Annotated in this window: 20 protein-coding genes; 11 read left to right on the plus strand and 9 right to left on the minus strand. The window is 46.4% G+C overall.

Translation table 11 applies throughout. From position 1 onward, the window contains the following. Positions 1–79: 79 nt before the first annotated feature. On the plus strand, positions 80–856 hold the full coding sequence (locus UNH61_RS08490; RefSeq protein ID WP_326991652.1) for a C40 family peptidase: 777 nt from the start codon (positions 80–82) through the stop codon (positions 854–856). 45 nt (positions 857–901) lie between these two features. On the opposite strand, the gene UNH61_RS08495 is transcribed toward UNH61_RS08490, so the two are convergent. The 4 genes from UNH61_RS08495 to purE form a co-directional block, all read right to left on the minus strand. After that, on the minus strand, positions 902–1,435 hold the full coding sequence (locus tag UNH61_RS08495; protein WP_326991653.1) for an inorganic diphosphatase: 534 nt from the start codon (positions 1,433–1,435) through the stop codon (positions 902–904). A gap of 230 nt (positions 1,436–1,665) precedes the next feature. Next, positions 1,666–2,160, minus strand: coding sequence for a hypothetical protein (locus UNH61_RS08500; RefSeq protein WP_326991654.1), 495 nt, complete (start codon positions 2,158–2,160; stop codon positions 1,666–1,668). A 260-nt stretch (positions 2,161–2,420) separates the two neighbouring features. Next, complete coding sequence (locus UNH61_RS08505) at positions 2,421–3,377, minus strand: PhoH family protein (RefSeq protein ID WP_326991655.1); 957 nt, start codon at positions 3,375–3,377, stop codon at positions 2,421–2,423. Positions 3,378–3,475: 98 nt separating this feature from the next. After that, positions 3,476–3,931: a 5-(carboxyamino)imidazole ribonucleotide mutase gene (gene purE, locus UNH61_RS08510; protein ID WP_326991656.1), complete on the minus strand. Its 456-nt coding sequence runs from the start codon at positions 3,929–3,931 to the stop codon at positions 3,476–3,478. A 259-nt stretch (positions 3,932–4,190) separates the two neighbouring features. On the opposite strand from purE, the gene UNH61_RS08515 reads away from it, so the two are divergent. Then, positions 4,191–6,836, plus strand: coding sequence for a PAS domain S-box protein (locus UNH61_RS08515; RefSeq protein WP_326991657.1), 2,646 nt, complete (start codon positions 4,191–4,193; stop codon positions 6,834–6,836). A gap of 9 nt (positions 6,837–6,845) precedes the next feature. Continuing rightward, positions 6,846–7,235 (plus strand): response regulator, encoded by a 390-nt coding sequence (locus tag UNH61_RS08520; RefSeq protein ID WP_326991658.1) that lies wholly within the window; start codon positions 6,846–6,848, stop codon positions 7,233–7,235. On the opposite strand, the gene rpe is transcribed toward UNH61_RS08520, so the two are convergent. The 5 genes from rpe to thrA form a co-directional block, all read right to left on the minus strand. Then, a complete protein-coding gene (gene rpe, locus UNH61_RS08525; protein WP_326991659.1) occupies positions 7,216–7,881 on the minus strand; it encodes a ribulose-phosphate 3-epimerase in 666 nt (221 codons plus the stop codon). The two genes, UNH61_RS08520 and rpe, sit on opposite strands and share 20 nt — an antisense overlap. A 34-nt stretch (positions 7,882–7,915) precedes the next feature. After that, on the minus strand, positions 7,916–8,929 hold the full coding sequence (locus UNH61_RS08530) for a tetratricopeptide repeat protein (protein WP_326991660.1): 1,014 nt from the start codon (positions 8,927–8,929) through the stop codon (positions 7,916–7,918). Positions 8,930–8,953: 24 nt separating this feature from the next. Next, positions 8,954–10,249: a threonine synthase gene (gene thrC, locus UNH61_RS08535; RefSeq protein ID WP_326991661.1), complete on the minus strand. Its 1,296-nt coding sequence runs from the start codon at positions 10,247–10,249 to the stop codon at positions 8,954–8,956. A gap of 20 nt (positions 10,250–10,269) precedes the next feature. Then, positions 10,270–11,196: a homoserine kinase gene (locus UNH61_RS08540; RefSeq protein WP_326991662.1), complete on the minus strand. Its 927-nt coding sequence runs from the start codon at positions 11,194–11,196 to the stop codon at positions 10,270–10,272. 72 nt (positions 11,197–11,268) lie between these two features. Next, the gene (thrA, locus tag UNH61_RS08545; protein WP_326991663.1) at positions 11,269–13,713 is read right to left on the minus strand and encodes a bifunctional aspartate kinase/homoserine dehydrogenase I; all 2,445 of its coding nucleotides are present in this window, start codon (positions 13,711–13,713) and stop codon (positions 11,269–11,271) included. Between the two features lie 788 nt (positions 13,714–14,501). Here thrA and UNH61_RS08550 point away from each other — a divergent pair. The 8 genes from UNH61_RS08550 (at position 14,502) to UNH61_RS08585 (ending at position 25,521) form a co-directional block, all read left to right on the plus strand. Then, complete coding sequence (locus UNH61_RS08550; RefSeq protein WP_326991664.1) at positions 14,502–15,659, plus strand: homogentisate 1,2-dioxygenase; 1,158 nt, start codon at positions 14,502–14,504, stop codon at positions 15,657–15,659. 46 nt (positions 15,660–15,705) lie between these two features. Then, on the plus strand, positions 15,706–16,836 hold the full coding sequence (gene hppD / locus UNH61_RS08555; protein WP_326991665.1) for a 4-hydroxyphenylpyruvate dioxygenase: 1,131 nt from the start codon (positions 15,706–15,708) through the stop codon (positions 16,834–16,836). Positions 16,837–17,481: 645 nt separating this feature from the next. Next, complete coding sequence (locus UNH61_RS08560; protein ID WP_326991666.1) at positions 17,482–18,288, plus strand: hypothetical protein; 807 nt, start codon at positions 17,482–17,484, stop codon at positions 18,286–18,288. 264 nt (positions 18,289–18,552) lie between these two features. Beyond that, positions 18,553–19,302: a L,D-transpeptidase family protein gene (locus UNH61_RS08565; protein ID WP_326991667.1), complete on the plus strand. Its 750-nt coding sequence runs from the start codon at positions 18,553–18,555 to the stop codon at positions 19,300–19,302. 190 nt (positions 19,303–19,492) lie between these two features. After that, the gene (locus UNH61_RS08570; RefSeq protein ID WP_326991668.1) at positions 19,493–20,068 is read left to right on the plus strand and encodes a gluconate 2-dehydrogenase subunit 3 family protein; all 576 of its coding nucleotides are present in this window, start codon (positions 19,493–19,495) and stop codon (positions 20,066–20,068) included. Between the two features lie 38 nt (positions 20,069–20,106). Then, positions 20,107–21,804 carry a GMC family oxidoreductase gene (locus UNH61_RS08575; protein WP_326991669.1) on the plus strand — a complete coding sequence of 566 codons (1,698 nt, stop codon included), beginning with the start codon at positions 20,107–20,109 and terminating at the stop codon, positions 21,802–21,804. A gap of 85 nt (positions 21,805–21,889) precedes the next feature. Continuing rightward, the gene (locus UNH61_RS08580; protein ID WP_326991670.1) at positions 21,890–23,587 is read left to right on the plus strand and encodes a GMC family oxidoreductase; all 1,698 of its coding nucleotides are present in this window, start codon (positions 21,890–21,892) and stop codon (positions 23,585–23,587) included. Between the two features lie 119 nt (positions 23,588–23,706). After that, positions 23,707–25,521 (plus strand): beta-galactosidase family protein, encoded by a 1,815-nt coding sequence (locus UNH61_RS08585; RefSeq protein WP_326991671.1) that lies wholly within the window; start codon positions 23,707–23,709, stop codon positions 25,519–25,521. The last annotated feature ends 62 nt before the right edge of the window (positions 25,522–25,583 follow it).

Consider the following 25,583-nt stretch of genomic DNA (forward strand, 5'->3'; position numbering starts at 1 on the left):
TATATTTACGTACAAAAGCGGAAAAAGTTCATTCAGCACATAATATTATTGAATAATAAAACGGATTTATACAATTTATATGCCATACGCCATTGTTATTGTGCCAGTTGCGCCTTTGAGGGCCTCAGCTTCACACAGAAGCGAAATGATCTCCCAGCTTTTATGGGGTGCTTGTGTGGAAATAATAGAGACCGCATCAGACGGCTGGGTTCAGGTAAAAAATCAGTACGATGAATATACGGGCTGGGCTACTGTTGCCCACCTGGAAACAATCAACGAAAAACTGTACCAGGCTCCCGCCACCCATTATTTTCCGCACTGGGTAAACCGGGTTACTGTAAACGGCCGGCCAATGCACATTCCTTTCGGTTGCGTGATTAAAAGTGGTAATGATACCGGTACGCAATGGGGAAGTATCAACATAAGCTTCGAAGATAAGCCTCTTTCTCTGATTAGCGCCGCTAATATTGATATCAATGCAATGAAAAACGCCGCATGGCAATTTCTGAATACTGGTTATCTGTGGGGCGGGGTCAGCGTTTTTGGGGTCGACTGCTCCGGGTTCACTCAAAATGTATTCAGGCTTTCAGGTATCCATTTGTGGCGCGATGCTTATCAACAGGCCACGCAGGGAAATACCGTTGATTTTCTGCAGGAAGCCCGGTTGGGAGATCTTGCTTTCTTTGATAATGAAGAAGGCCGCATCACACATGTAGGTATCCTGCTGAATGATCACGAAATTATACATTCTTCCGGAAAAGTCCGCATAGATCCTATCGATAACCAGGGCATTACTAATGCAGATACAGGGGTAAGAACACACCAGCTGAGAATAATAAAAAGAATGATTAGCTAGTGGCTACCAGCTGCCAGTGGCTGACAGCCGGTAACTTCTTTAGCTTTATTTGAAGTTCTTTTTATAATCTTCAAAGCTTTTGAGAATAATTTCTGCTGCTTTCTTCTTATTCTGGAATTCTTCTACCACTACGGTTTTCCTTTCCAGTTTTTTGTATTCTTCAAAGAAATGACGCATTTCATCGATGAAATGAGGAGGCAGCTCGGAAATGTCGTTGATATGGTTCACGCTCATATCATTAGCCGCCACGGCGATGATCTTGTCATCCGCCTCGCCGCCATCAATCATTTGCATAACACCAATCACTTTCGCTTCGATGATACACATCGGTACACACTCGATCTGTGAGATAACGAGTATATCCAGCGGATCATGATCATCGCAATATGATTGAGGAATAAAGCCGTAGTTGGCAGGATAATATACAGAAGAATATAAAACCCGGTCCAGTTTCAGTAAACCGCTATCCTTATCCAATTCGTATTTCGCCCGGCATCCCTTTGGAATCTCTATAATGGCATTTACAACATGAGGCACTTCAGAACCAGGGCTCACACTGTGCCAGGGATTTGTCATCATAAAATCTACTTTACTTTAAGGTTTATTGTTCAATATCTGCATTATACAGGAAAGCAGCCTGCTTATTCACCTCACTTTTCAGGTAAGCCAGATGTTGGTTTCCGGTAAGTAAAACGGGAACTAAGCCACACATACTGAATCGTATAATGCGTGGCAAAATTAAGGGAACTGACCGTTAATAGCTAATAATTATCTCTCCCTTTTATATAAAAAAGGAAAAGAAGCGGCAATTACCTGGTTTGCGGTGCTGTAGCCCCGGTTTGACTGGCAGTGTCAACAGACGGTACAACAACGGTGGCAGAGTCGAAGGCATTGGCATTACCTGCCTGAGGGGTGTAATTGGGAATAATGCTGTCGAATGTCAGAGAGATCTTCCATTGACCGTTTTCTTTCACCATTTGTAATACCTCTTTCTGATGTGCAGAAGAGTTCAGTATGGTAACAGCAGCTTTGTCGCCGTTTTCCTCTATGTTAACCACCTCGATCTTCGCATTTTTGATTTTTTCACGTTCAGCCCCACTACGGCGGCCATCAAAAATAGCGTAGATCTGAATTACCTGTTGAGATTCTTTAGTGGCATAATCTTTTGCCTGGTCATAGTTCGAATCCTGAATCGCATGCATAAACGCCAGTGCTACCTCTTCTGGGGAAGCCTTTTTCTTGCAACTGCCCAGTAGTAAAGTGGTCAACAAGGCCAGCGTCATGATTCGAAAAAAATTGGTCATGCGGTCGATAAGTTATTATATATCACAACAAAAATAGGGGTAAACTTCAATTCTGCAAAGTCATCAACTATAGTATAGCTCATTCACAGGCTCCCGGATTGAGTATTTCCCTGAATAAAAAACAGGTGAACTTACGGCAAACGCCGTTAACAAAGAGTTAATATTTATTTGCCCGGCTCCCGGCGACACAGATAACAGCCCGGAAAACTGCCTTCCCGTAGCATATCTGTATCAGCCGATAGCCGGACGATTGAAATGAACTACTTGTCTTTATTCGCGTCGTATGCCTTGATGATTGCCTTTACCAGACGGTGTCTTACCACATCTTCTTCATCAAGCTCTACATGCCCTATACCATCAATGTTGCGAAGGATACGCGTTGCTCTTTCCAGACCGGATTGCTGATTCTTAGGTAAATCTATCTGCGTAAGGTCACCAGTGATGATGGCCTGTGCAGAAGCACCAATACGGGTCAGAAACATCTTGATCTGTAAATCCGTAGCATTCTGCGCTTCATCGAGGATAATAAAGGAATTATCCAATGTACGTCCACGCATGTATGCCAGCGGCGCAATTTCAATGATACGGTTGGTCATGTAGTAACTCAGCTTTTCAGCGGGGATCATATCATCCAGAGCATCATAAAGCGGGCGCAGATAAGGGTCAATCTTCTCTTTCAGGTCTCCGGGCAGAAATCCCAGGCTTTCGCCTGCTTCCACCGCAGGGCGGGTGAGGATAATCTTCTTAACAGCCTTGTTTTTGAGCGCTCTTACCGCCAATGCAACAGCCGTATAGGTTTTACCAGTACCAGCAGGACCAATCGCAAAGATGATGTCGTTCTTCTCTGCCATCGCTACCAACTTCTTCTGGTTTGCCGTGCGAGCCCGTACTGTACGGCCATTTGGACCAAATACTAATACTTCATTGGGATTACGCTCACTGAAATTATCGATTCTTATGCCTTCCTCATCTCCCAGGATCTGTTCAAAATAATTCTCCGTCAGGTTTCCATTCCGTTCAAGGTATTTTACTATCTGACCGATTTTCTCCTCTGCTGTAGCTACTTCCTCGGGCGCTCCGCTTAATTTTAACTGGGTGCCCCTGGACAGGATTTTGAGCAATGGAAATTTCTTTTTCAGCAGATCAAGTTTCCCGTTATTAACACCGAAAAACTCTATGGGATTAATACTGTCTAAATTGATAATGGATTCAGTCAATGATTCTACGATTTAATTGTCCAGGAAATGTCGGTATTTTTCAATCCGAATATATTTAAATCTTGTACAACCTGGAACACGCAATTGTTAAGCTATCACTAAATTCTGTAGCCGTTTTGTTTGAACGCTTCCACCCTGGAGGCAATATCCTTATTGCCCAGGGCCAGAATACGGGCTGCCAGAACCGCTGCATTGCGCGCACCGGCTTTTCCTACTGCCAGGGTACCTACCGGTAAACCTGCAGGCATCTGTACAATGGAATACAGCGCATCAATACCTCCGGGCAAACCGCCATCCAGCGGAACTCCCAGTACCGGTAAAGACGTATAGGCAGATACCACTCCGGGTAATGCAGCTGCCATACCGGCTGCAGCGATGATAACGCCAAAACCTTTCTCCTGTGCGGTTATACATAATTCTCTTACCTTATCAGGATTGCGATGTGCGGAAGCCACGACTAATTCGTTCTCAATGCCAAAATACTGAAGGTGTTTCTGTGATTCTTCCATTACAGGCTTATCACTCTCGGAACCCATGATAATCAAAACTTTCATCTACTATATTTTAAAATATACTAATTTATTAAAGTCACTCAAAGATATTGATCGTTTAACAATTTTAGAAAACTGAAAATCCACAACTGGTGGATAAACACCCCGGCAGTTTTTTCCCGGCCCCGGATACGTGTGGTACATACGGGGAATTGACCTTTATCAGGCATTTTATTACTTTTACAAATTCAATAGATTTTTTTATATATAATATCTGTTTCGGACAGATCCTGACACAACGATATTTAGATCCTGCTATCATATGAATGGAGTTATGCTGGAACAGTACCACCGCCACTTACAGCATCTTGAATCCGCCATCAACGCCTGGGCTTTTTCTGTTACAACAGACGCTTCAGGAACCCTGACTGCTGTAAATGCGCAGGCGGCGGCTGTATTGCAGCAAGCCCCCGACCAACTCCTCGGCCGGGATTTTAACAGCGTTTTCTGCCCGGCCGATCAGCAGCAATGGCGGCAGATCTGGGAGAAGTTACTGGCCGGAAACCCGGTCAGGGAACAGATTTGTTTCCTCCCGGCTGGTACTCCTCTATGGCTGGAAGCCGGCCTCAGCCCGGTTACCGACGAATCCGGCGCTGTAACGCACTGCATGCTCATCGGCATGGATATTACCTCCCGCAAGCTGGATGAGATCAAAAGAGCCCAGAATGAGTTGTACTACAGCCAGGTGCTGGAAAACCTGCCACTAGGCCTCCAGCAGTTTGCTGCCGACGGCGTTAGCATGGATATGAACAACCGCCAGCGCAATATCTGGGGCGAAACACATCCCTTTTTTACTCAACCCGGGTACAAATGGCTGGACGACCCTTTCTACCGCATCAATGGCCTCGCCGGAATGTTCTCCGATGCCCTCAGCTCCGGCAGAACCGTAAAACGGGAAATCCTGCTCAACTATCGCGAAAAGAAACACGGCAATATCACCCGGCTGTATCCGGTCTATTTCGAAGCTACGCTCTTCCCGGTCACCGACAAGCAACGCCATCATGTAAACATCTTCCTGATCCTCGACGATATTACCGAGAAAAAAATTTCAGAACTCAGCCTGCAGAAAAGCGAACGGCTGCTCGACAATATCATCGAAAATTTGCCCATCGGCTATATCCAATTCGATAATTTCGGATTCATCCGCCGCATTAATCAGACCCAACGGTCGTTTTTTAATTCACCACAGTTGAGCCGCCGCCAGCCCTTCAATGTCATGAGCGATGAACTGGCTACTTCGTTTGAGCTCGACAAACTCTTTATTCAGGCGCTCGAAGAAAACCGGTCTATCAGGGTGGAGAAACGGATCGATTTTTCGCAGGATCAGCGCTGGACTACCGTCGGACGCGAAGTATACCTCGATCTGACTGTTTTCCCGGTCATAGAGCCGGTGGATAAGGAAATGATTGTGGTGGCCCTCGTGAATGATATCACCGACCAGAAATTACAGGAACTGGAGATGGAGAAAAGCCAGGAATTCCTCCAGCAAACCGGCAGCATTGGCAAAATAGGGGGCTGGGAACTGGATCTCGACAGTAAAAAGGTACGATGGACCAGCCAGTCGTACCACATTCATGATACCTCACCTGATGAAGAAATAGACATCGATAAGGCGATGTCGTTCTACACCGCCGAAGCCAGGGAAAGCCTGGATATACTGATGAAGCAGTGCATAAGGGAAGGCAAGCCCTTTGATGTGCAGCTGACTATCGTTACAGCCAGGCAGCAGCTGAAGAAAATACGTTCCATCGGCCAACCGGGCTACGTAGATGGCCGCCTCGTCAGGATGTACGGCGTGGTACAGGACGTCACCGAACAGCTGGAGATCCGCGATGCATTGACCCGGAATACAGAACTGATGCGCCTTTTCTTCGATACTATCGATATGGGCTATGCGGCTATGGAAAAGAACGGAAACGTTAATTTCCTGAACCGTAAAGCGGAAAAAATGATAGGCCACCCCGTTGTGATAGGCAGCAACATTTTCAAAGAATTCCCCAGGCTCAGCGGTACAGTGTTCTATGCAAGGCTGCAGGAATGTGCACAGCAACAGGCGTCCCAGTCGTTCGGTATCTACTTCCCCGGCGTAGACAAATGGTACGATTTCCTGATGACGCCCATGCAGGACGGCGGTATTTCCGTATTCATGCGGGATATCACCGACAGCCGCAAGCTGCAGAAAGAGCTTAGAAAAGCCAACGACCAGCTGTCGAACCTGAATAAGAACCTCCTGAATCAGAACAAGCAGCTGGAAGACTTTGCCCATATCACCTCCCATAATCTCCGGGCGCCGATTGCCAACCTCAAAGCCCTGATGCAGATGCACAATGAGGCCGCCGCCCAGCAGGAACGCGACCTGTATCTGGGGATGGTACATGAGGTGATCAAAAAGATCGATGAAACCCTGAACGACCTCGTGGAGGTAGTGCAGATAAGAAAAGATGTGAATGTTGAGAAGGAAAAGTTGTTATTTGCAGAAAGATTACAGAAAGTAATGGATGTTTTACTGGTAGATATCGAAACCAGCGGCATCCGGATTACGTATGATTTTAATGAGGAACCGGCGATAGAGTATCCTAAGGTATATCTGGACAGTATATTACAGAACTTTATTACCAATGCCATCCGCTATCGTTCCCCGGATCGCCCGCCTGCGTTGCATTTACAGACGAGGAGAGAGAACGAACAGATATTGCTGACCGTACAGGACAACGGGGTAGGGATAGACATGGAGCGATTTGGCAGTAAATTATTCGGGTTCCGTAAAACGTTTCACAAAAACAAAGATGCCAAGGGAATCGGTCTTTTTATTACCAAAACCCAGGTGGAAGCAATGAACGGAAGCATAAGAGCTGAAAGCATTCCCGGAGAGGGAACGAAATTTATTATTACATTTAGATCCGAATAAACCCCTTTTATGAAACTGATCAATACGATCTTTATTGTAGATGACGATCCGATTCATCAGCAGATTGCTAAAATCATGATCGAACGTCAGGCTATCAGCAGTCATATCCGCGTATTTTCAGATGCGCAGGATGTGCTGGATTTTATACGGGAACATGCAGGGGACAAGGAGGCATTGCCGGATCTGATCCTGTTGGACCTCAACATGCCGGTAATGGATGGTTGGGAATTCCTGGAGGAATACGCATCCTTCCATAACCAGCTGCCAAAGAGTATCCGGATATTTGTGCTGACATCTTCTATTGATGAAAAGGATAAAGAACGGGTGGGCCATTACAAATTCGTAACAGGCTATCTCACCAAACCGTTATCCAAAGAGATTATTGCGCACTTGTCTTGAGTGCACGGATAGTTTTCTCCGGATCTGGGGAAGAAAAAATAGCGCTGCCGGCTACCAGTACATTTGCTCCTGCATGAATTAACTGCCCGGCATTTTCTGTTCCTATACCGCCGTCAACTTCTATCAGTGCATGTGCATTATTTTCTGAGATCAGCTTCCGTAATTGTCCGATTTTATGATAGGTTTGTTCGATGAATGTCTGCCCGCCAAAACCCGGGTTAACACTCATCACCAGCACCACGTCTATATCCCGGATAACATTTTCCAGCATTCCCACCGGCGTATGCGGATTAAGCGCTACTCCTGCCTTCATACCCAGCCCCTTGATCTGTTGTATGTTCCGGTGCAGATGGATACATGCTTCCAGGTGTACTGTGAGAATATCCGCACCTGCTTTTTTGAATTCCGCCGCATATTTTTCCGGTTCTTCTATCATCAGATGCACATCACATGGTTTTTTTGCCCGCTGTTTTATTTGGGAGATGACGGGCAGGCCATAGCTGATGTTAGGCACAAATCTTCCATCCATTACATCCAGATGAAACCAGTCAGCCTCACTGCGGTTAACCATGTCCACTTCTTTTCCCAGCTCCAGGAAATTTGCTGCCAGTAATGATGGCGCCACTAAAACAGGATGATTTTCCAAATGCAATATTTTTGATTACTGTAAATGTAAGTAATTAAGGATTGAGTCTTTTCAAGGCTGCTGCCGCTTCTTTGAAATCTTTTTTGAAAGAAAGCGCCTTTGTATAATCTTCTGCTGCCTGTGTTTTATTTCCTTGTTGCTCCAGGGCCTGCGCCCGGTAGTAATAGGCCCAACCATCTGTAGGAGCAGATTTCACGGCAAGATGATAGTAGTTATAGGCTGCTTTCCAGTCTTTTTGTTTGGCGTAAATACTGCCCATCGCCAGATAGGCCGGCTCAAACCCCGGATCTGCAACTATGCACCGGTGATAAATGTTCAGCGCTTCGGCTTCCTTACCCTGCTCTTCGCGGAACTGACCTGCTTCAAACAATGGATGGGCATTGGTGCTGTCCTGCTGCCAGGCCTGTATATAATACCTTGCTGCTTCAGGCGCTTTCCGGGCCCTGAGCAGATCGCCCAGTTCCATGAGTGCTTCAAACTCAGGCTGTGCCCCCGCCGTTTTAACGGCTTCGCTAAGATAGCCGATGGCGGCGCTGGTATCCTGCTTGTCTTCCGCCATGCGGGCTTTCAGATAAAAAGCTTTGTCGCGGCCGTCTTTCGTTTGTACCAGCACGTTAGCAATGCTGTCCGCACTTTCGCTTTGCCTGTTTTCGATCAACGCTGTTCCCAGTTTGTATTGCAGGTACGTATAGCCGGGAGCGGTAGTCAGTGCCTGGCGGAAAAAGGTAGCAGCGCCTTTATAGTTATTGATAACGAGGGCTGCTTCGCCGGCGCCTGCCCAATAATCTGTATTGGCCGGCATCAGCCTGGCGGCCTTTTCAAAGTCGGCCTGCGCCAGTGCCGGATCTGTATTGAATAATAACAGGGCCCGGCGGTAATATAGTTCGTGATGGTCCGGAAACTGTTGGATAGAATCTGTTACCGGGCGGATGATATCGCTTTGCAGAACGGAGTCGGCATGACTGAGCGTATTCGTTTCCTTCGGGGCGCCGGTGTGCTGACATGCCACGACGCCCGCCATTAACAGGAGGATAGGTAAGTGCTTCATACTGGCGTCAAAGCTACTGAATCCTTATTGCATTAACCAGCTTTTGAATTCCTGGTAATCAGCCGCCAGTAAGGTGGCCTGTTTCTCTTTTCCGTACAACGACATCACTTTGGAAGGAGTATAGATCTCCTCGCGGATCGAACGGGGTGCAGTATCTTCGAACTTCACCGGGTGGGCTGTTTCGAGGAAAACGCCACTTAGCTCAGGCGAGGTTTCGAGGTAGCGTTGCAGGCCCATAAATCCAACTGCTCCATGAGGATCCAGCATATAGTGGTTTTCTTTCCACACCTGTTCCATGGTTCTGCTGGTTTCTTTATCGTTGAAGCTGTAGGCGGTCAGTTTTTCTTTCAGGGCAGGAAGACTGTTTCCGAACAGTTCCAGTATCCTTACAAAGTTGCTGGGATCGGCCACGTCCATGGCGTTAGACAGTGTAGGGAAGGCGGTGCCTGGTTCGTATTTGCCGCTGGTCATGAAGCGGGGAACGGTATCGTTGATATTGGTAGCTGCCACAAAATGAGAAACCGGGAGCCCGATGGCGGCTGCCATCATACCGGCACAGATATTACCGAAGTTGCCGCTGGGTACAGAAAATACCAGTCGCGGATGCGCTGCCTTCATCTGCTTATAAGCCAGGAAATAGTAGAACATCTGTGGCAACCAGCGGGCTACGTTGATGGAGTTGGCGCTGGTCAGCGGTCTTTGGGCCTGCAACTCCTGATCCAGGAAAGCAGTTTTTACCAGTTGCTGGCAATCATCAAAGGTACCCTGGATTTCCAATGCATGAATGTTTCCGCCCAATGTAGTCAGTTGCTTTTCCTGCAACAGGCTCACTTTCCCTGAAGGATAGAGGATCACTACTTCCACCCCCGGTACGTTGTAGAAACCGCTGGCCACTGCTCCGCCTGTGTCGCCGGAGGTAGCTACCAATACGGTTACAGCCCGGGAACTATTGCGGCGGAAATAGCCCAGGCAACCAGCCATGAACCTTGCACCTACATCTTTAAAAGCAAGCGTAGGGCCGTGGAATAATTCCAGTGCATAAGTATGACCGGTCACTTTTTGTACCGGAAACGGAAAGTGCAGGGTATCAGTAACGATTTTGCGTAAAGCTTCTTCGGGTATTTCATCACCTGTAAACGGACGGATTACATGGAGCCCGATCTCATGATCCGTATAGTCGTGAATGTTAGTTATAAAATTTTTATCGAGGACGGGAATATTTTCAGGAAAATATAAACCTCTGTCCGGAGCTAACCCTTGTACAACGGCTGTTTCAAAATTTACCTTGTGCTGCTTGTTCTGTAGGCTGAAATACTGCATGAATAATACGTTGTTTTTGGTTAGTCAATCACTTTTACACCGGCGGTGTTGATCCGGGAAACATAGATTTTATATTCCACTCCAAGTGGCGCGTAAACGCTATCCATAGTGGCCGCTACTTTGCGGGCATTCTCTTCTCCTTTACTAAGCATGAATACAGAAGGACCGGAACCGGAAATGCCTCCGCCGAGTGCACCGGCTTCCCTGCATTTCAGTTTCAATTCGTGGAATGCCGGTATAAGTATCGCCCGTACAGGCTCTACAATCACGTCTTCCAGCGAACGGCTGATGAGCTCATAGTCGTCCTGGTACAGCCCGGCCACCAATGCGCCTACATTTCCCCATTGGCGGATGGCATCGGTCATCAGCACTTTCTGCTTCAGTATTTCGCGTGCATCCGAGGTTTTTACCTCTATCTGTGGATGTATAACGGTCACCCATAAATGCTCGGGTGTATGCAGGGTGGTTATATCCAGCGGACGGTAGCTCCTGACAAGGGTGAAACCTCCCAGGATGGCCGGCGCCACATTATCAGCATGGGCCGAACCACAGGCCAGTCTTTCTCCCTCCATGGCAAAACGCACCAGTTGCTTCCTCGTGAAAGGCTCTCCCAGCAATTTGTTTACTCCTACTACAGCGCCGGCGCTGCTGGCTGCACTGGAGCCAATGCCGCTGCCGGGATGTATTTTTTTAAAGATCTCTATTTCTATACCTACATCAGGCTGATCGTACTTCTGCAGGAGCGCCTGTACAGCTACTCCAGCCACGTTCCGTGCCGGATCCAGCGGGAGATCTGCTCCGTGAATGGCGGTAATGCGGATACCAGGTTCGGCGGATCTCCGGAGTATCATTTCATCGCCGGGCGCATCGAGCGCCAGCCCTATCACATCAAAGCCACAGGCTACATTGGCCACTGTTCCGGGTGCAAATACTTTTATACTGTCCATATTACCTTTGCTAGTTTAATTTAATAATTGATTTCCACGTTTACAACAGGGTGGCGCTAATTCATATAAAGTTTATAGTCTTGCACTACGGATGATATCCGCAAATATACCTGAAGCGGTAACATCGGCGCCGGCGCCGGCCCCCTTTACAATAAGCGGCTGCTCCTGGTAACGACTGGTGGTATACAACACGATATTGTCTTTGCCTTCCAGCTTAAAGAACGGATGATCTGCCGCTACGCTCTGCAAGCCAACGGAAGCCCTGCCATCTTCATATCTTGCTACAAACTTCAATCGCTTACCCTCCGCTTCAGCAGCTTCTCTCAGGCCCTGAAAGTGTGCGGCATGTACGTCCAGCTGTTCGTAGAAATCGGGCACAGATGGCGCATCCAGGCATTCGGCCGGCAGAAAGGAGTGATTCACAATTTCATCTATCTCAATGGCAGCACCGCTTTCCCTGGCCAGGATCAGAATCTTTCTCATCACATCTTTTCCGCTCAGGTCAATCCGTGGATCGGGTTCAGTGTACCCTTCATCCTGTGCGGCTTTCACCACTTCGCGGAAACTGGCGCCGTTGACAAAATGATTGAAAACAAAATTCAGACTGCCGGAAAGTACCGCTTCTATACTGTGTACTTTATCGCCGCTCCTGACAAGATCATTCAGCGTATTGATCACCGGCAAACCTGCTCCCACATTGGTTTCGAAAAGGAACGAGGCATTGTATTTACGGGCCAGGTCTTTCAGCTTTTTGTAATAAGCATAGTCGGAAGAACAGGCAATTTTATTACAGGTAACCACAGAAATACCATGTTGCAGGAATTCGTGGTAAACGGCAGCAATGTCGGCGCTGGCAGTATTATCCACAAATACGCTGTTACGGAGGTTCATGGATTTGATCCGCTGTACGAAGTCGTCTGTCGATAACTGCTCGCCTTCGTCCAGTTCCTTCTTCCAGTTCTGAAGCGAGATGCCGCTATCGCTCAGCAGGATGCGTCTGCTGTTGGCAAGGCCGGCAACTCTTATCTGCAGGCCCAGTTCGTGTTGCAGATAATGCTGTTGCTGCTGCAATTGCTCCAGTAGCTTACTGCCTACGTTGCCAACACCGGCTACAAAAAGATTGATCTGTTTGAGCGGTGTTTCAAAAAATGTCTCGTGCATAACGTTCAGCGCTTTTTTGATATCAGCCTTATTGATCACTGCGGAAATATTTTTTTCGGTAGACCCCTGGGCAATAGCCCGTACATTAATACCGTTCCGGCCCAGTGTTCCGAAGAGTTTACCGCTGATGCCATGATGGTTTTTCATTTGGTCGCCCACAACGGCTACTATGCAAAGATCTTTTTCCACTTGCAGGGGAGCAATCCTTTTTTCGGTTATTTCCTGCGCAAACTCACTGTCTACAGCTGTTTTTGCCTTCAGCATATCTGCGTCATGTATGCCCACAGTGATAGAGTGTTCAGAGGAACTTTGGGTAATCAATATAACGTTGATGCGTTCCCGTAAGAGCGATTCAAACAGCCGTTTTGAAAACCCCGGAATGCCCACCATGCCGCTTCCTTCAAGGGTCAGCAGGGAAATATGCTGTATGCCTGAAATGCCGGTCACAGGGAAGTTCCGGTCCGCCTGATCCTGGATAAGCGTACCATGATCTTCAGGCGCGAATGTATTCCTGATCCAGATGGGAATACGCCGGTTCATCACGGGTTGTATGGTAGGAGGGTAGATGACTTTCGCTCCGAAATGCGACAGCTCCATGGCTTCCACATAGGAGATATGCGAAATAGGAATGGCTTGTGATACAATCCGCGGATCGGCGGTCATCATACCGCTTACATCTGTCCAGATATCCAGCACAGATGCACTGACGGCAGCAGCAACAATGGCTGCTGTATAATCGGAGCCGCCCCGGCCCAGGGTAGTGGTTTCTCCTTCAGCAGTAGCCGCCACGAAGCCTGGCAGCACTACATAGTCGGCCCCGGCCTGTGCAAAATACTGGGATATATTATGATTGGTGGCAACAAAGTTCACGGTGGCGTGCCCGAAGTTATTATCAGTAACAATCAGCTCGCGGCTGTCTTTGCAGGTGGCAGAAAATCCGGCTTGTTTAAGCTTTTCTGCAACGATGGTACACGACATCAGTTCGCCGTAACTCATGATTTTATCGAGGGTGCGTGCACTCATTTCTCCTACCTGGAAAATGCCGTCGCACAGGTTTTCGAGCGCATTGAGTTTTTTCTTCAGCTGGCTGATTTGCCCGCTTTGCGCAGTGATAGGGAACAATTCGCGGATAGTGTCCAGGTGCCTGACCTCAATTTCCTGCAATATCTGTTTATATTCTTCCTTACCCTGCTCTGCCAGCTGGCCGCAACGTATAAGCTTGTCCGTTATCCCGCCAAGCGCCGATACCACGATAGCATACTGTCCGGCTGGTTTATGTTGTCTGAGGATATTACAAACCTGGTCGATCGCTTTGGCGCTTCCTACTGAAGTACCGCCAAATTTTAATACTTGCATATGAATATTTTATATATGGATAACTACGGGTCCTCCCGTTGATGTACCACCCGTGTGGTCGTTGGATCATATGTGAAAATTAACCCCGCACTGGGGTTGTAATGGTAGTGGACGTAATCGTCATAGTGCCCGCATGTTCCTGCCAGGAAGCAGGAATCAAAGAGATTTGATATGTACAAAACGGTTTCACTAGTTGAAATATGACGATTGTGTAACAAAAGTCTATAATTGTGGTGATAAATAAAAGCGCAGTGATTATTTTTAGAAATGCTTTAAAATTGCCTGCTTTTTTTGATTTAATATCTTTTTAGTGTTGTGTTTATTGATATTTATTTATCAAATGAGCTTTTTGTTGAGAAATTTACTGTTTAGACATTTTCTGTTAACTGTTTTTCGATGACATTTTAATGACATTATTTGATGGTGGATATTGAAATCGAGGACTGATCGACCCCGGCAAAAAAAATTGGCTGATTTGATTTATTTCTTACCTTAGGCATATAAATCACAGCCACTTGTCCATTTCACTGAAATATACAAGCAATAGTCAGCTTAATTACTACTTTCTCATGGCAACGCTCGCCATGGATTCGACTTTGGCATAACCTTTCCCAACGGCCGTAACCGGCTATCCTTCGTATTTATATACCGTAACTTTGTAATAGTAATCCGTTGCTGTTTCGTATGTATGTATCTGCCATCAGCGGAATATATGCTGCGCATTAAGAACTGGAATTATACACCAAGGCAATTTTTCATACACCAAAACAATTTTTCAAATTCCTGTTATGCCACATTATTATCAACTCGGACAAATACCGCATAAGCGCCATACCCAGTTTCGAAAGCCGGATGGCGGGCTGTATTCGGAACAGTTATTTTCTACGGAAGGTTTTTCTTCCAATTCAAGCCTGTTGTATCATTGTCATCCACCCACCAGTATTATCAAAGTAGATGAACCATATACCGTGCTGCCGAAAATAGCGGAAGAGAAAATGCTGAAACACCGCAGCTTTCTGGGATTCAATATGAAGCCGGCCGACGATTTTTTGCAGAGCCGCAAAGCCGTGCTGGTAAATAACGACCTGCATATTGTACTGGCAGCTCCCCGTCAGAGCATGGAGGGTTACTTCTATAAAAATGCAGATGCAGATGAAATGATATTCGTGCACGAAGGAACCGGGGTATTAAAAACCCAGTACGGTCAGCTGGAGTTCGGGTATGGCGACTATATAGTAGTACCGCGTGGAACGATCTACCAGATCCGGTTTAATGGTGATAACAACCGGTTATTTATTGTAGAATCGTTTAGCCCTATCCGTTATCCCAAACGTTACCTGAGCAAATATGGACAGTTAGCGGAACATGCACCTTATTGTGAACGGGATATCCGCCAGCCACAGCAGCTGGAAACGATAGATGAAGAAGGTGATTTCCTGATCCGTGTGAAGAAGAAAGGGGTTATATATCCCATTCATTATAAGTACCACCCGTTTGATGTGATCGGATGGGACGGATGCGAATATCCGTTCGCTTTTTCCATTCACGATTTTGAACCGATCACCGGCAGAGTGCATCAGCCGCCGCCGGTGCATCAGACTTTCGAGGGGAATAATTTTGTGGTTTGTTCCTTCTGTCCGCGGTTGTTCGACTATCATCCGCTATCGATACCCGCGCCTTATAATCACAGTAACATCGATAGTGATGAAGTGTTGTATTATGTGGATGGGGACTTCATGAGCCGTAAACACGTAGAGCGGGGAATGATCACTTTACATCCGGCCGGAATACCGCACGGGCCGCACCCCGGCGCGGTAGAGAAAAGTATAGGCGCAAAGGAAACAAAAGAACTGGCAGTAATGGTGGATACTTTCCATCCGTTGCAGATTACAGAAGAAGCACTGGGCATCGAAGACCAGGGCTATGTAATGAGCTGGGCTGAATAATATAATAATACCAACCTGATTATAACACCAAAACAATTGAAATGCTATGGAAACAGCATTAATAAATGCAGATAACCTGACCGGTCAGCAAGACTTTCTGCCGCTCAATGGAACTGACTACGTTGAGTTTTATGTTGGCAACGCCAAGCAGGCAGCCCATTATTACATGACCGCTTTTGGCTTTCAGGCAGTGGCTTATGCAGGCCCGGAAACAGGTGTGCGCGACAGGGCTTCTTATGTACTGGTGCAAAACAAGCTGCGTTTCGTATTAACCACTTCGTTGATACCTGATTCCGAAATTGCCCGTCATATTGCCAAACATGGCGATGGCGTAAAAGTGCTGGCATTGTGGGTAGATGACGCCCGCGCAGCATTTGAAGAAACAGTAAAAAGAGGCGCTACTCCTTATCTGGAGCCGGTGGTGGAGAAAGATGAATATGGAGAAGTGATACGCAGCGGCATCCGCACATACGGCGATACTGTACACGTATTCGTAGAACGCAAAAGCTATAAAGGATTGTTCATGCCGGGCTACAAAGCCTGGAAACCCCGCTATCAGCCTACAGACACCGGTCTTTTATACGTGGATCACTGCGTAGGCAATGTTGGATGGAATGAGATGAATACCTGGGTTGGTTTCTACGAACGGGTAATGGGATTCCGTAACCTCATCTCCTTCGACGACAGTGATATCTCCACTGAATATTCTGCGCTGATGAGTAAAGTAATGAGTAACGGTAACGGACGTGTGAAATTCCCGATCAACGAACCGGCTGAAGGAAAGAAAAAATCGCAGATCGAAGAATATCTTGATTTTTATGGAGGTCCGGGTGTGCAACACGTTGCTATCGCTACCGACGATATTATTAAAACCGTATCCGAACTGCAGCAAAGGGGCGTGGAATTCCTTACGGTGCCAGACAGCTACTACGAAACTTTATTACAGCGGGTAGGACATATTGATGAAGCAATAGCGCCACTGCAGCAGCTGGGGATCCTGGTAGACCGGGACGACGAGGGATACCTGTTGCAGATCTTTACAAAGCCCATTCAGGACCGGCCTACTGTGTTTTTCGAAATTATACAGCGCAAAGGAGCGAAGTCCTTTGGCAAGGGCAATTTCAAGGCGCTCTTCGAATCTATAGAAAGGGAACAGGCTTTGCGCGGTAATCTGTAGTGCAGGAACCTGATGTCTTTTATATATAGTAAGATTACAACAATGCTAAACATGCTTCTTTAAAAATTTCCGCCCCGTATTGCCGGGGCGGAAATTTTTTTGGTAATTTGGCATGGAGTTTGTTTCTTTGTTTTCAGATTCGATTAGGGAATCTAACCAACTCCAATATTTTAACTACAGTTATATGTCTGATTGACCAATGATGTTGTCAATCATTTAAAACCTCACCCAATATTTTAACCGCTGAATTTACACTGAAAATGTGTTTGTTTGCTTTGCAGGCAACTATCCGAAATCCGTCAGTGTTATATAAAACCCATTGATAACATGTTTGTTGTCATGTATTCAGCATTCATTTTCGATATTTTAACCACAATTGTATTCAACTGATAAACAATCCGTTATCAGTTTTTAAAGCCTACTTCCGATAAATTAAGCATTGACAGGTATGTATTGACCTTTCCGTGCCCCAGGGCACCCGGCTAATCTTATTTTCTAATAAATTAATTATTTATATAATGTATTTTGATTATTGTTTTTTTTAGATTAGTAGCCTGTAATAATTGTAAATACAGATAATTTAACACATATAAATTTTATTTTATTTAATTTTAAACATTATTATTAACTTTAATACACACTACTATGTTTACTACAAAAATTACAAACGGAACAATCGGTGCAGCTTTACTGGCTTCTGTAACCATTTTATCTTCTTTCCGCGGAGGCGACAACAAAACTTATCTGCATAAGGTAGTATCCTCTGCGGGTCAGACAATGCTGGAATACAATACAGACAAAACTATCAGCCGTATTGTACAGTTGCACAAAACTGAAGATAACAGCACTTACAATACTGTACAGATGCCAGTGTATGAAAATGGCAAACTCGTAAAAAGTCTGCTGGCTGATGACGAAAAAGCAACTTCCGGCGATGTATACCAGGCTTTCGAGTACAGTGGTGATCACATTTCCAAAATGAGCTATTACCGCGATGGTCAGGTGAATACCGTAGATTCACTGGCATATGATGCGAACGGACAACTGGCTACCCGCTATCAGTTCGGCAGAAATGCAAAAGGTGCACTGGTAATGACCGGCTATCAACAATACAACTGGGATAAAGAAGGCAACGTAGAACGCGTAGATAATTATGGAAAACAACCTGGCTATAGCAAATTCGTTTATACATCTTCCGTAAGTTATACCTACGACAATAAGCTGAATCCTCAACAGGAACGTCCGGAACTGGCATTTCTGCTCGATGCGAGTGCTGGTAGCATTTCTGCTCACAACGTGATCACTGAAAGCTTTAGTTCGCCTAATTCTGCCCAGGTAATCACCAATACATACAGCTATGCTTACAATGCCAGCAAATTCCCTGTAAAAGGAACTTTCATCTCTGGTTTGGATGGAAGTACATCAAAACTGGAATGGTCAAAGCTACAGTAAGGAATAAATAGTTAACTTTACAATATTAAAGTTTACTGTTCCGTTTTTTATGAGGATTCAAACACTGTTTGGGATATTATTTTTACTAGGTGGGATTTTTCAGGCGTTCACGGCTATTTTGATTTACCAGGGCCACAAGCACTATATATTGAAGTTCGCTAACAGGAAAGTGGGGATGGTAATTTATTTTATAATTGCTCTGTTATTGTTTTATCTTGCTTACATAAACCTGGTGTAAATATTAAAATTTTGTCGAATTAGTATATGAAGCGACTTGTTGTAATCGTCCTGATATTGTTGGGTGCAGGAAGGATCTTCGCTCAGCAATCTTTCCTCGAAAATCAGAAAATGTTCCCGAAAGTAGGGGAAGCATACCGCGAAAAAGAGGAGTTACTGAAGAAAGAATTTGAAAAGAAAGGGCTGGCTTATCCCGCGAAATACATCTTTGTCCGTTCGTTTAAGCTCGACAGTGAGATGGAAATCTGGGTAAAGAACAGCGCTGCGGATACCTTCCGCTTGTTTAAAAGTTATCGGGTCTGCACCCTTTCCGGAAAGATGGGACCAAAGCGTAAGGAAGGCGACAGGCAGGTACCGGAAGGTTTTTATTATATCAACGACTTCAACCCGAACAGTAATTATCACCTCTCACTGGGTATCAACTACCCTAATTTCTCAGATAGGATCCTGAGCGATCAGAGAAATCCTGGTGGTGAAATTTATATCCACGGCAATTGCATCACGGTTGGCTGTATACCGCTCACTGACGAGTTCATCGATGAAGTGTACATCCTCGCAGTAAATGCCAAGAATGCCGGCCAGGACTTCATCCCGGTGCATGTGTTCCCGGTAAAGTTTGGTAACCCCGGTTCCATGAACTATCTGAGTACTTTTACGCTTACTGATGGTTCTTCCAAACAGTTCTGGACCGAGCTGAGAACAGCATACGACTACTTTGAAAAACACCATCGCCTCCCGGTTGTTATGGTGGATGATAAAGGCAAATATGTGATGTAGAGAAAAGAATTAAGAATATAGAAAGAAGAATTAAGAAAATGCGGCGGAGATAGTAACGAATTTGATATTCGCGTTTACTATCTCCGCCGCATTTTCTTAATTCTTCTTTCTATACTCTTAATTCAAAAAATATTTGGTTTTTAGGAGATTTTTTTTCAACTTGTCCGGCGGTCAAATCAATTTACTATTTATGCACAGAAGAGACGCAATCAGGAATGTGGCGATATTGTTGGGGACCGCCATTTCCGCTTCCACGTTATCAGCTTTGGAAAGCTGTACCGGTTCCGGCCCGAAAAACTATGATTTACAAAAGCCGGAAACGAAAACCCTGCTGGCGGAGATCGCGGAAACTATCATACCTAAAACCAGCACGCCTGGAGCGAAGGATGCCAAGGTAGAGGAATTTATCATCACCATGATGAACGACTGCTATAAGAAAGAAGATCAGAAGATCTTCCTCGATGGGTTGTCCAAGATCAATGAAGCCAGCCAGAAGCAATATAAGAAAGGCTTCATGGATATCACTCCTGAGCAGCGTACCGAACTCCTCACTGCGATCGAGAAAGAGCGTGTAGATTATAATAAGCGTAAAGATAAAAAAGAAGGAGACCCTACCCATTACTTCCAGTACATGAAAGAACTGACCCTTCTCGGCTATTTCACTTCTGAGCCGGGTGCCACCAAGGCGCTTCGTTATGTACCGGTGCCGGGTAAATTTGAAGGGTGCACGCCTTACACCAAAGGTGAAAAGGCCTGGGCCATGTAGTCAATTAACCTTCTTTTTCAACTCTTAGAACGCAAATCATGAACCTGAATATTAAAGCCCAGGAACAAAATACATATGATGCCATCGTGATTGGCTCCGGTGTGAGTGGTGGTTGGGCCGCCAAGGAACTTACCGAAAAAGGTTTGAAAGTGCTGATGCTCGACCGCGGTAAGCAACTGGTGCATGTCAAAGACTATGAAACCGCTACCATGGATCCCTGGCAGTTTAAGCACCGCGGCCGTATCACTGTTGATCAACGTGAAACGCATCCCAAACTGAGCCGCGACTATCCATATAGCGAGCATAACGAAAAATACTGGATCAACGATTCAGAAAGTCCTTATAACGAGGTAAAACGTTTCGACTGGTACCGTCCGGATATCGTTGGTGGTAAGTCAATCATGTGGGGACGTCAGTCCTACCGCCTCAGCGATATCGATTTTGAAGCGAACCTGAAAGATGGAATTGCAGTTGACTGGCCGATCCGTTATAAAGACATTGCCCCCTGGTACGATTATGTGGAAAAATTTGCCGGTATCAGCGGTAGCCGTGAAGGTTTGCCACAGTTGCCTGATGGTCAGTTTATGCCTGCCATGGAAATGAACTGTGTGGAAAAAGATATAAAGAAAAAAGTAGAAGAGCATTTCAAGGGCCGTATCATTACAATGGGCCGTGTGGCGAATATCACGCAACCACTGCCTGGCCGTGAGAAATGCCAGTACCGCAACCTCTGCAGCCGCGGATGTCCGTTCGGAGCTTATTTCAGTACCCAGTCATCTACACTGCCGGCAGCAATGGCCACCGGCAACCTCACCCTTCGTCCGGATTCCATTGTGAATGCTGTTATCTATGATGATAAGCAGGGGAAAGCTACCGGAGTGAGAGTGATCGACAAGCATACCAAGCAAACAGTTGAATATTACGCGAAGATCATTTTCATCAACGGTTCTACCCTGGGTTCTACCTTTGTGATGATGAACTCTATTTCTTCCCGTTTCCCCAATGGGCTGGGCAACGATAGCGGTGTGCTGGGTAAATTCCTCATGGATCACCATTTCCGCACCGGTGCTTCGGGTACCGCAGAAGGATTTGAAGATAAATACTATTTCGGTCGCCGTGCAAACGGGATTTATGTTCCGCGTTATCGCAACCTCAATGGCGATAAGCGGGATTATATCCGCGGCTTTGGCTACCAGGGCGGCGCCGGTCGCTCCAATTGGGCGCGCGGCGTAGCTGAAATGGGCGTAGGTAAAGACTTTAAGGATTCCCTGTCAGAACCAGGCCAGTGGAGTATTGGTTTGGGCGGATTCGGAGAGTGCCTGCCTTATGAAAATAACGTGGTTACCCTGGATAGCTCCGTAAAAGATGCATGGGGCCAGCCGGTACTGAAATTCGATGCTGAGTTCAGGGAGAATGAGAAGAAAATGAGGGTGGATATGATGAACGATGCGGCCGAAATGCTGGAAGCAGCTGGCGTAAAGAATGTAAAAACGTATGATAACGGTTCTTATCCTGGTATGGCTATCCACGAAATGGGTACTGCCCGTATGGGACGCGATCCTAAAACATCCGTATTGAATGCCTTTAACCAGATGCACGCAGTAAAGAACGTGTTCGTTACTGATGGCGCCTGCATGACGTCTGCGTCCTGTGTGAATCCATCACTGACGTATATGGCGTTGACAGCACGTGCAGCGGATTATGCAGTAAAGGAATTGAAGAAAGGAAATATTTAATTACAATAAGGGGCGGTCAGGTGATTAGCTTTCGAAAGAAAGCTATGCCTGACCGTCGTTCGTTTTAACGGGTAAATGAAATCTTATGAATCTCAATATAAAAGCTGAGAAAGAAAATACCTATGATGCCATTGTGGTTGGATCCGGCATCAGTGGCGGATGGGCGGCAAAAGAACTGTGCGAAAAAGGATTGAAAACCCTGGTGTTGGAAAGAGGCCGTAATGTAGAGCATATCAAGGATTATACTACCGCTACCCTGGCTCCTTGGGAATTTAAACATCATATACAGACCACCAATGAGATGCGCGAGAATCATCCCATTCAAAGCCGGTGTTATGCTTTTGATGAAGCCACGCAACAGTTTTGGGTTAATGATAAAGAGAATCCCTACAACGAAATAAAGCCATTTAACTGGCTGAGAGGCTACCATGTAGGAGGCCGCTCCCTGATGTGGGGCCGGCAGGTATATCGCTGGAGTGATCTCGACTTCACCGCCAATGCAAAAGACGGGCATGGGGTTGACTGGCCTATTAGGTATAAAGATATTGCCCCCTGGTACGAATATGTGGAGAAATTCATCGGTGTAAGCGGACAGGCAGAAGGCTTGCCGCAATTGCCCGACGGACATTTTCTGCCTGCAATGGAAATGAATTGCCTGGAAAAGCACGTGGCAGCACGTATCAGGGAAAAATATACGGACCGTATCATGACGATCGGCAGAGTAGCACATGTTACCCAGAAGCACAATGATCGCGGACCTTGCCAGTACCGTAATCTCTGCGCGAGAGGTTGTCCGTTCACCGGTTATTTCAGCAGCAACGGTGTTACACTGCCTGCGGCGGCCGCCACCGGTAACCTGACCCTGCGCCCGGATTCCATCGTGCTGGAAGTATTATATGATAAAGATAAAAGTAAAGCTACCGGCGTAAGGATAATGGATGCACATACCCTGAAAACAGAGGAGTATTATGCCAATATCATCTTCCTCAATGCCTCTACATTGGGCTCCACCTGGGTAATGCTCAATTCCGTATCCGATCGCTTCCCCAATGGTTTTGGCAACGACAGTGGCCAGCTGGGACATAATCTGATGGATCACCACTTTGGAGTGGGCGCCGGTGGAGAATTCGATGGCTTCGAGGATCAGTATTACAGCAGCGGGCGCAGACCCAATGGTATTTATATTCCGCGTTTCCGGAATGTAGACGGCAAAACGCTGCAGAAAGACTATGTCCGCGGCTTTGGCTATCAGGGCGGCGCAGGAAGAGACCGGGGAATCGGTGGTGAAGGTATTGGCGTACAGCTGAAAGAATCTGAGTCTGTGCCGGGAAAATGGGGCATGGGCATCGGCTCCTGGGGTGAGCACCTGCCTTATTTCGAAAATAAGGTAACGATGAACAAAGAGAAGAAAGACAAATACGGGTTGCCTACCCTGGATATCGATTGTGAATTCAAGGAAAATGAACTGGCCATGCGTAAAGATATGCAGGCCAGCGCTATAGAAATGCTGGAAGCAGCCGGATTGAAAAATGTTCATGGATACGACGGCGCCCCGCCTCCGGGGCATTGTATCCACGAAATGGGTACTGCCCGCATGGGAAAAGACCCCAAAACGTCCGTTCTCAACGCATTCAATCAGGTACATGCCGCTAAAAATGTATTCGTTACTGATGGCGCCTGTATGACCTCTTCGTCCTGTGTAAATCCATCTATCACCTATATGGCCCTTACAGCACGAGCCTGTGACCACGCAGTTACAGAGCTCAGGAAAGGCAACATCTAACAGCCACTAGCTACCAGCAGCTTGCTGCTGGTAGCTTCTCCTCATTTTTATCTTCCCCCAAACAGCTAATACCTGAAATTATTTGTATTTTGTACGCTTATTGGTAACTTATTTGGACAATGAAAAAAGTAATCCTAAGCGGCATACTTGCATTGTCCTGCTGGGCAGGACAAGCTGTGCAGGCACAGAACAAGCATTCATTTGCTTTAAGTAAAACGGATTTCCTGCTGGATGGAAAACCTTTCCAGATCATCAGCGGAGAGATGCATCCGGCGCGTATTCCTCATGAATACTGGCGTCACCGCATCCAGATGGCAAAAGCCATGGGGTGTAATACGATCGCTGCTTATGTTTTCTGGAATTACCATGAGCAGGAAAAGGGGACGTTCGATTTCCACACCGGCAATCATAACATTGCTGAGTTTATCAAAATTGCCCAGGAGGAAGGAATGTGGGTGTTATTGCGCCCGGGACCTTATGTATGTGCAGAATGGGAGTTTGGCGGCTTACCTCCGTACCTGCTGCAGACACCTGATATAAAAGTACGGTGTATGGATCCCCGTTATATGCAGGCAGTAACTGCATATGTGCAGCATCTTGCCGCTGAAGTAAAACCATTGCTGGTAACGAACGGCGGACCCGTTGTGATGGTGCAGATAGAAAACGAATATGGCAGCTATGGCAACGACAAGGAATACCTGAATGAGCTGAAAGCCCTTTGGGTGAAGAATGGCATCAATGTACCTTTTTATACCGCAGATGGGGCTACCGCCTATATGCTGGAAGCTGGCGGAGTAGATGGTGCTGCTATCGGACTGGATTCAGGAGGTTCTGAAGCCGACTTCGCAGCGGCTAAAAAGCAGAACCCGGATGTGCCCTCATTCAGCAGCGAAACCTATCCCGGCTGGCTGACGCATTGGGGCGAAAAATGGCAACGCCCGGGCATAGATGGTATTTCAAAAGAGGTGAAATTCCTGATGGATACCAAACGTTCTTTTAATCTTTATGTCATCCATGGAGGTACCAACTTCGGCTATACTGCCGGCGCCAACTCCGGTGGCAAAGGATATGAACCGGACGTAACCAGCTATGATTACGATGCGCCTATCAATGAGCAGGGCAGGGTTACCCCTAAGTATGAAGCTTTGCGCAAACTGATTGCTTCCTATCTTCCTAAAGGCAAAAAATTACCACCAATACCAGCGCCGGTTCCTACTATCAGCATCCCGGAATTTACGGCTGCACCATTTACATCTGTTTGGGACCATTTGCCTCAGCCGGTACATTCGCCCCAGCCGCAGCCTTTTGAAGCTTACGGACAGGATTACGGATTCATGCTTTATAAAACCACACTGATAGGACATAAAAGCGGTAAACTAACCATCAGGGATCTGCACGACTATGCCACTGTTTTCCTGAATGGTAAATACATCGGCAAAATCGATCGCCGTCTGGGAGAGAAAACAATTGACATCCCGGTGAGCGATGTGAAAAATCCGGTGCTGGAAATACTGGTAGAAGGTATGGGCCGTATCAACTTCGCGGAGGCGATTATAGATCGTAAAGGGATTACCGACAGAGTAGTACTCAATGGTATGACGCTCATGAACTGGGACGTTTACGGTTTGCCTATGAACGAAAAATTTGTTGAGAGTCTGACGTCATCTGCCAATAATGCTAACAAACCAGGACAGTTCTTCAAAGCTACTTTCAACATCGACAAACCTGGCGATACCTACATCGATATGTCGGCCTTCAAAAAGGGCATTGTTTGGATAAATGGCCACAATCTGGGCCGCTACTGGGAAATAGGGCCACAGCTTCGCCTGTATTGTCCTGCTCCCTGGCTGAAGAAAGGCGCAAACGAAATCATCGTTTTTGACCTTCACCAGGAAACAGCCGGAACGGTGAAAGGAACAAATGAGTTGAATTAAGAATTGGGAATATAGTATGAAGAAGAGCGGAGATAGTAAACGCGATAATCAAATCGCTACTA

Origin of the sequence: Chitinophaga sp. 180180018-3, from assembly GCF_037893185.1 — a bacterium.
Classification (GTDB): Bacteria; Bacteroidota; Bacteroidia; order Chitinophagales; family Chitinophagaceae; genus Chitinophaga.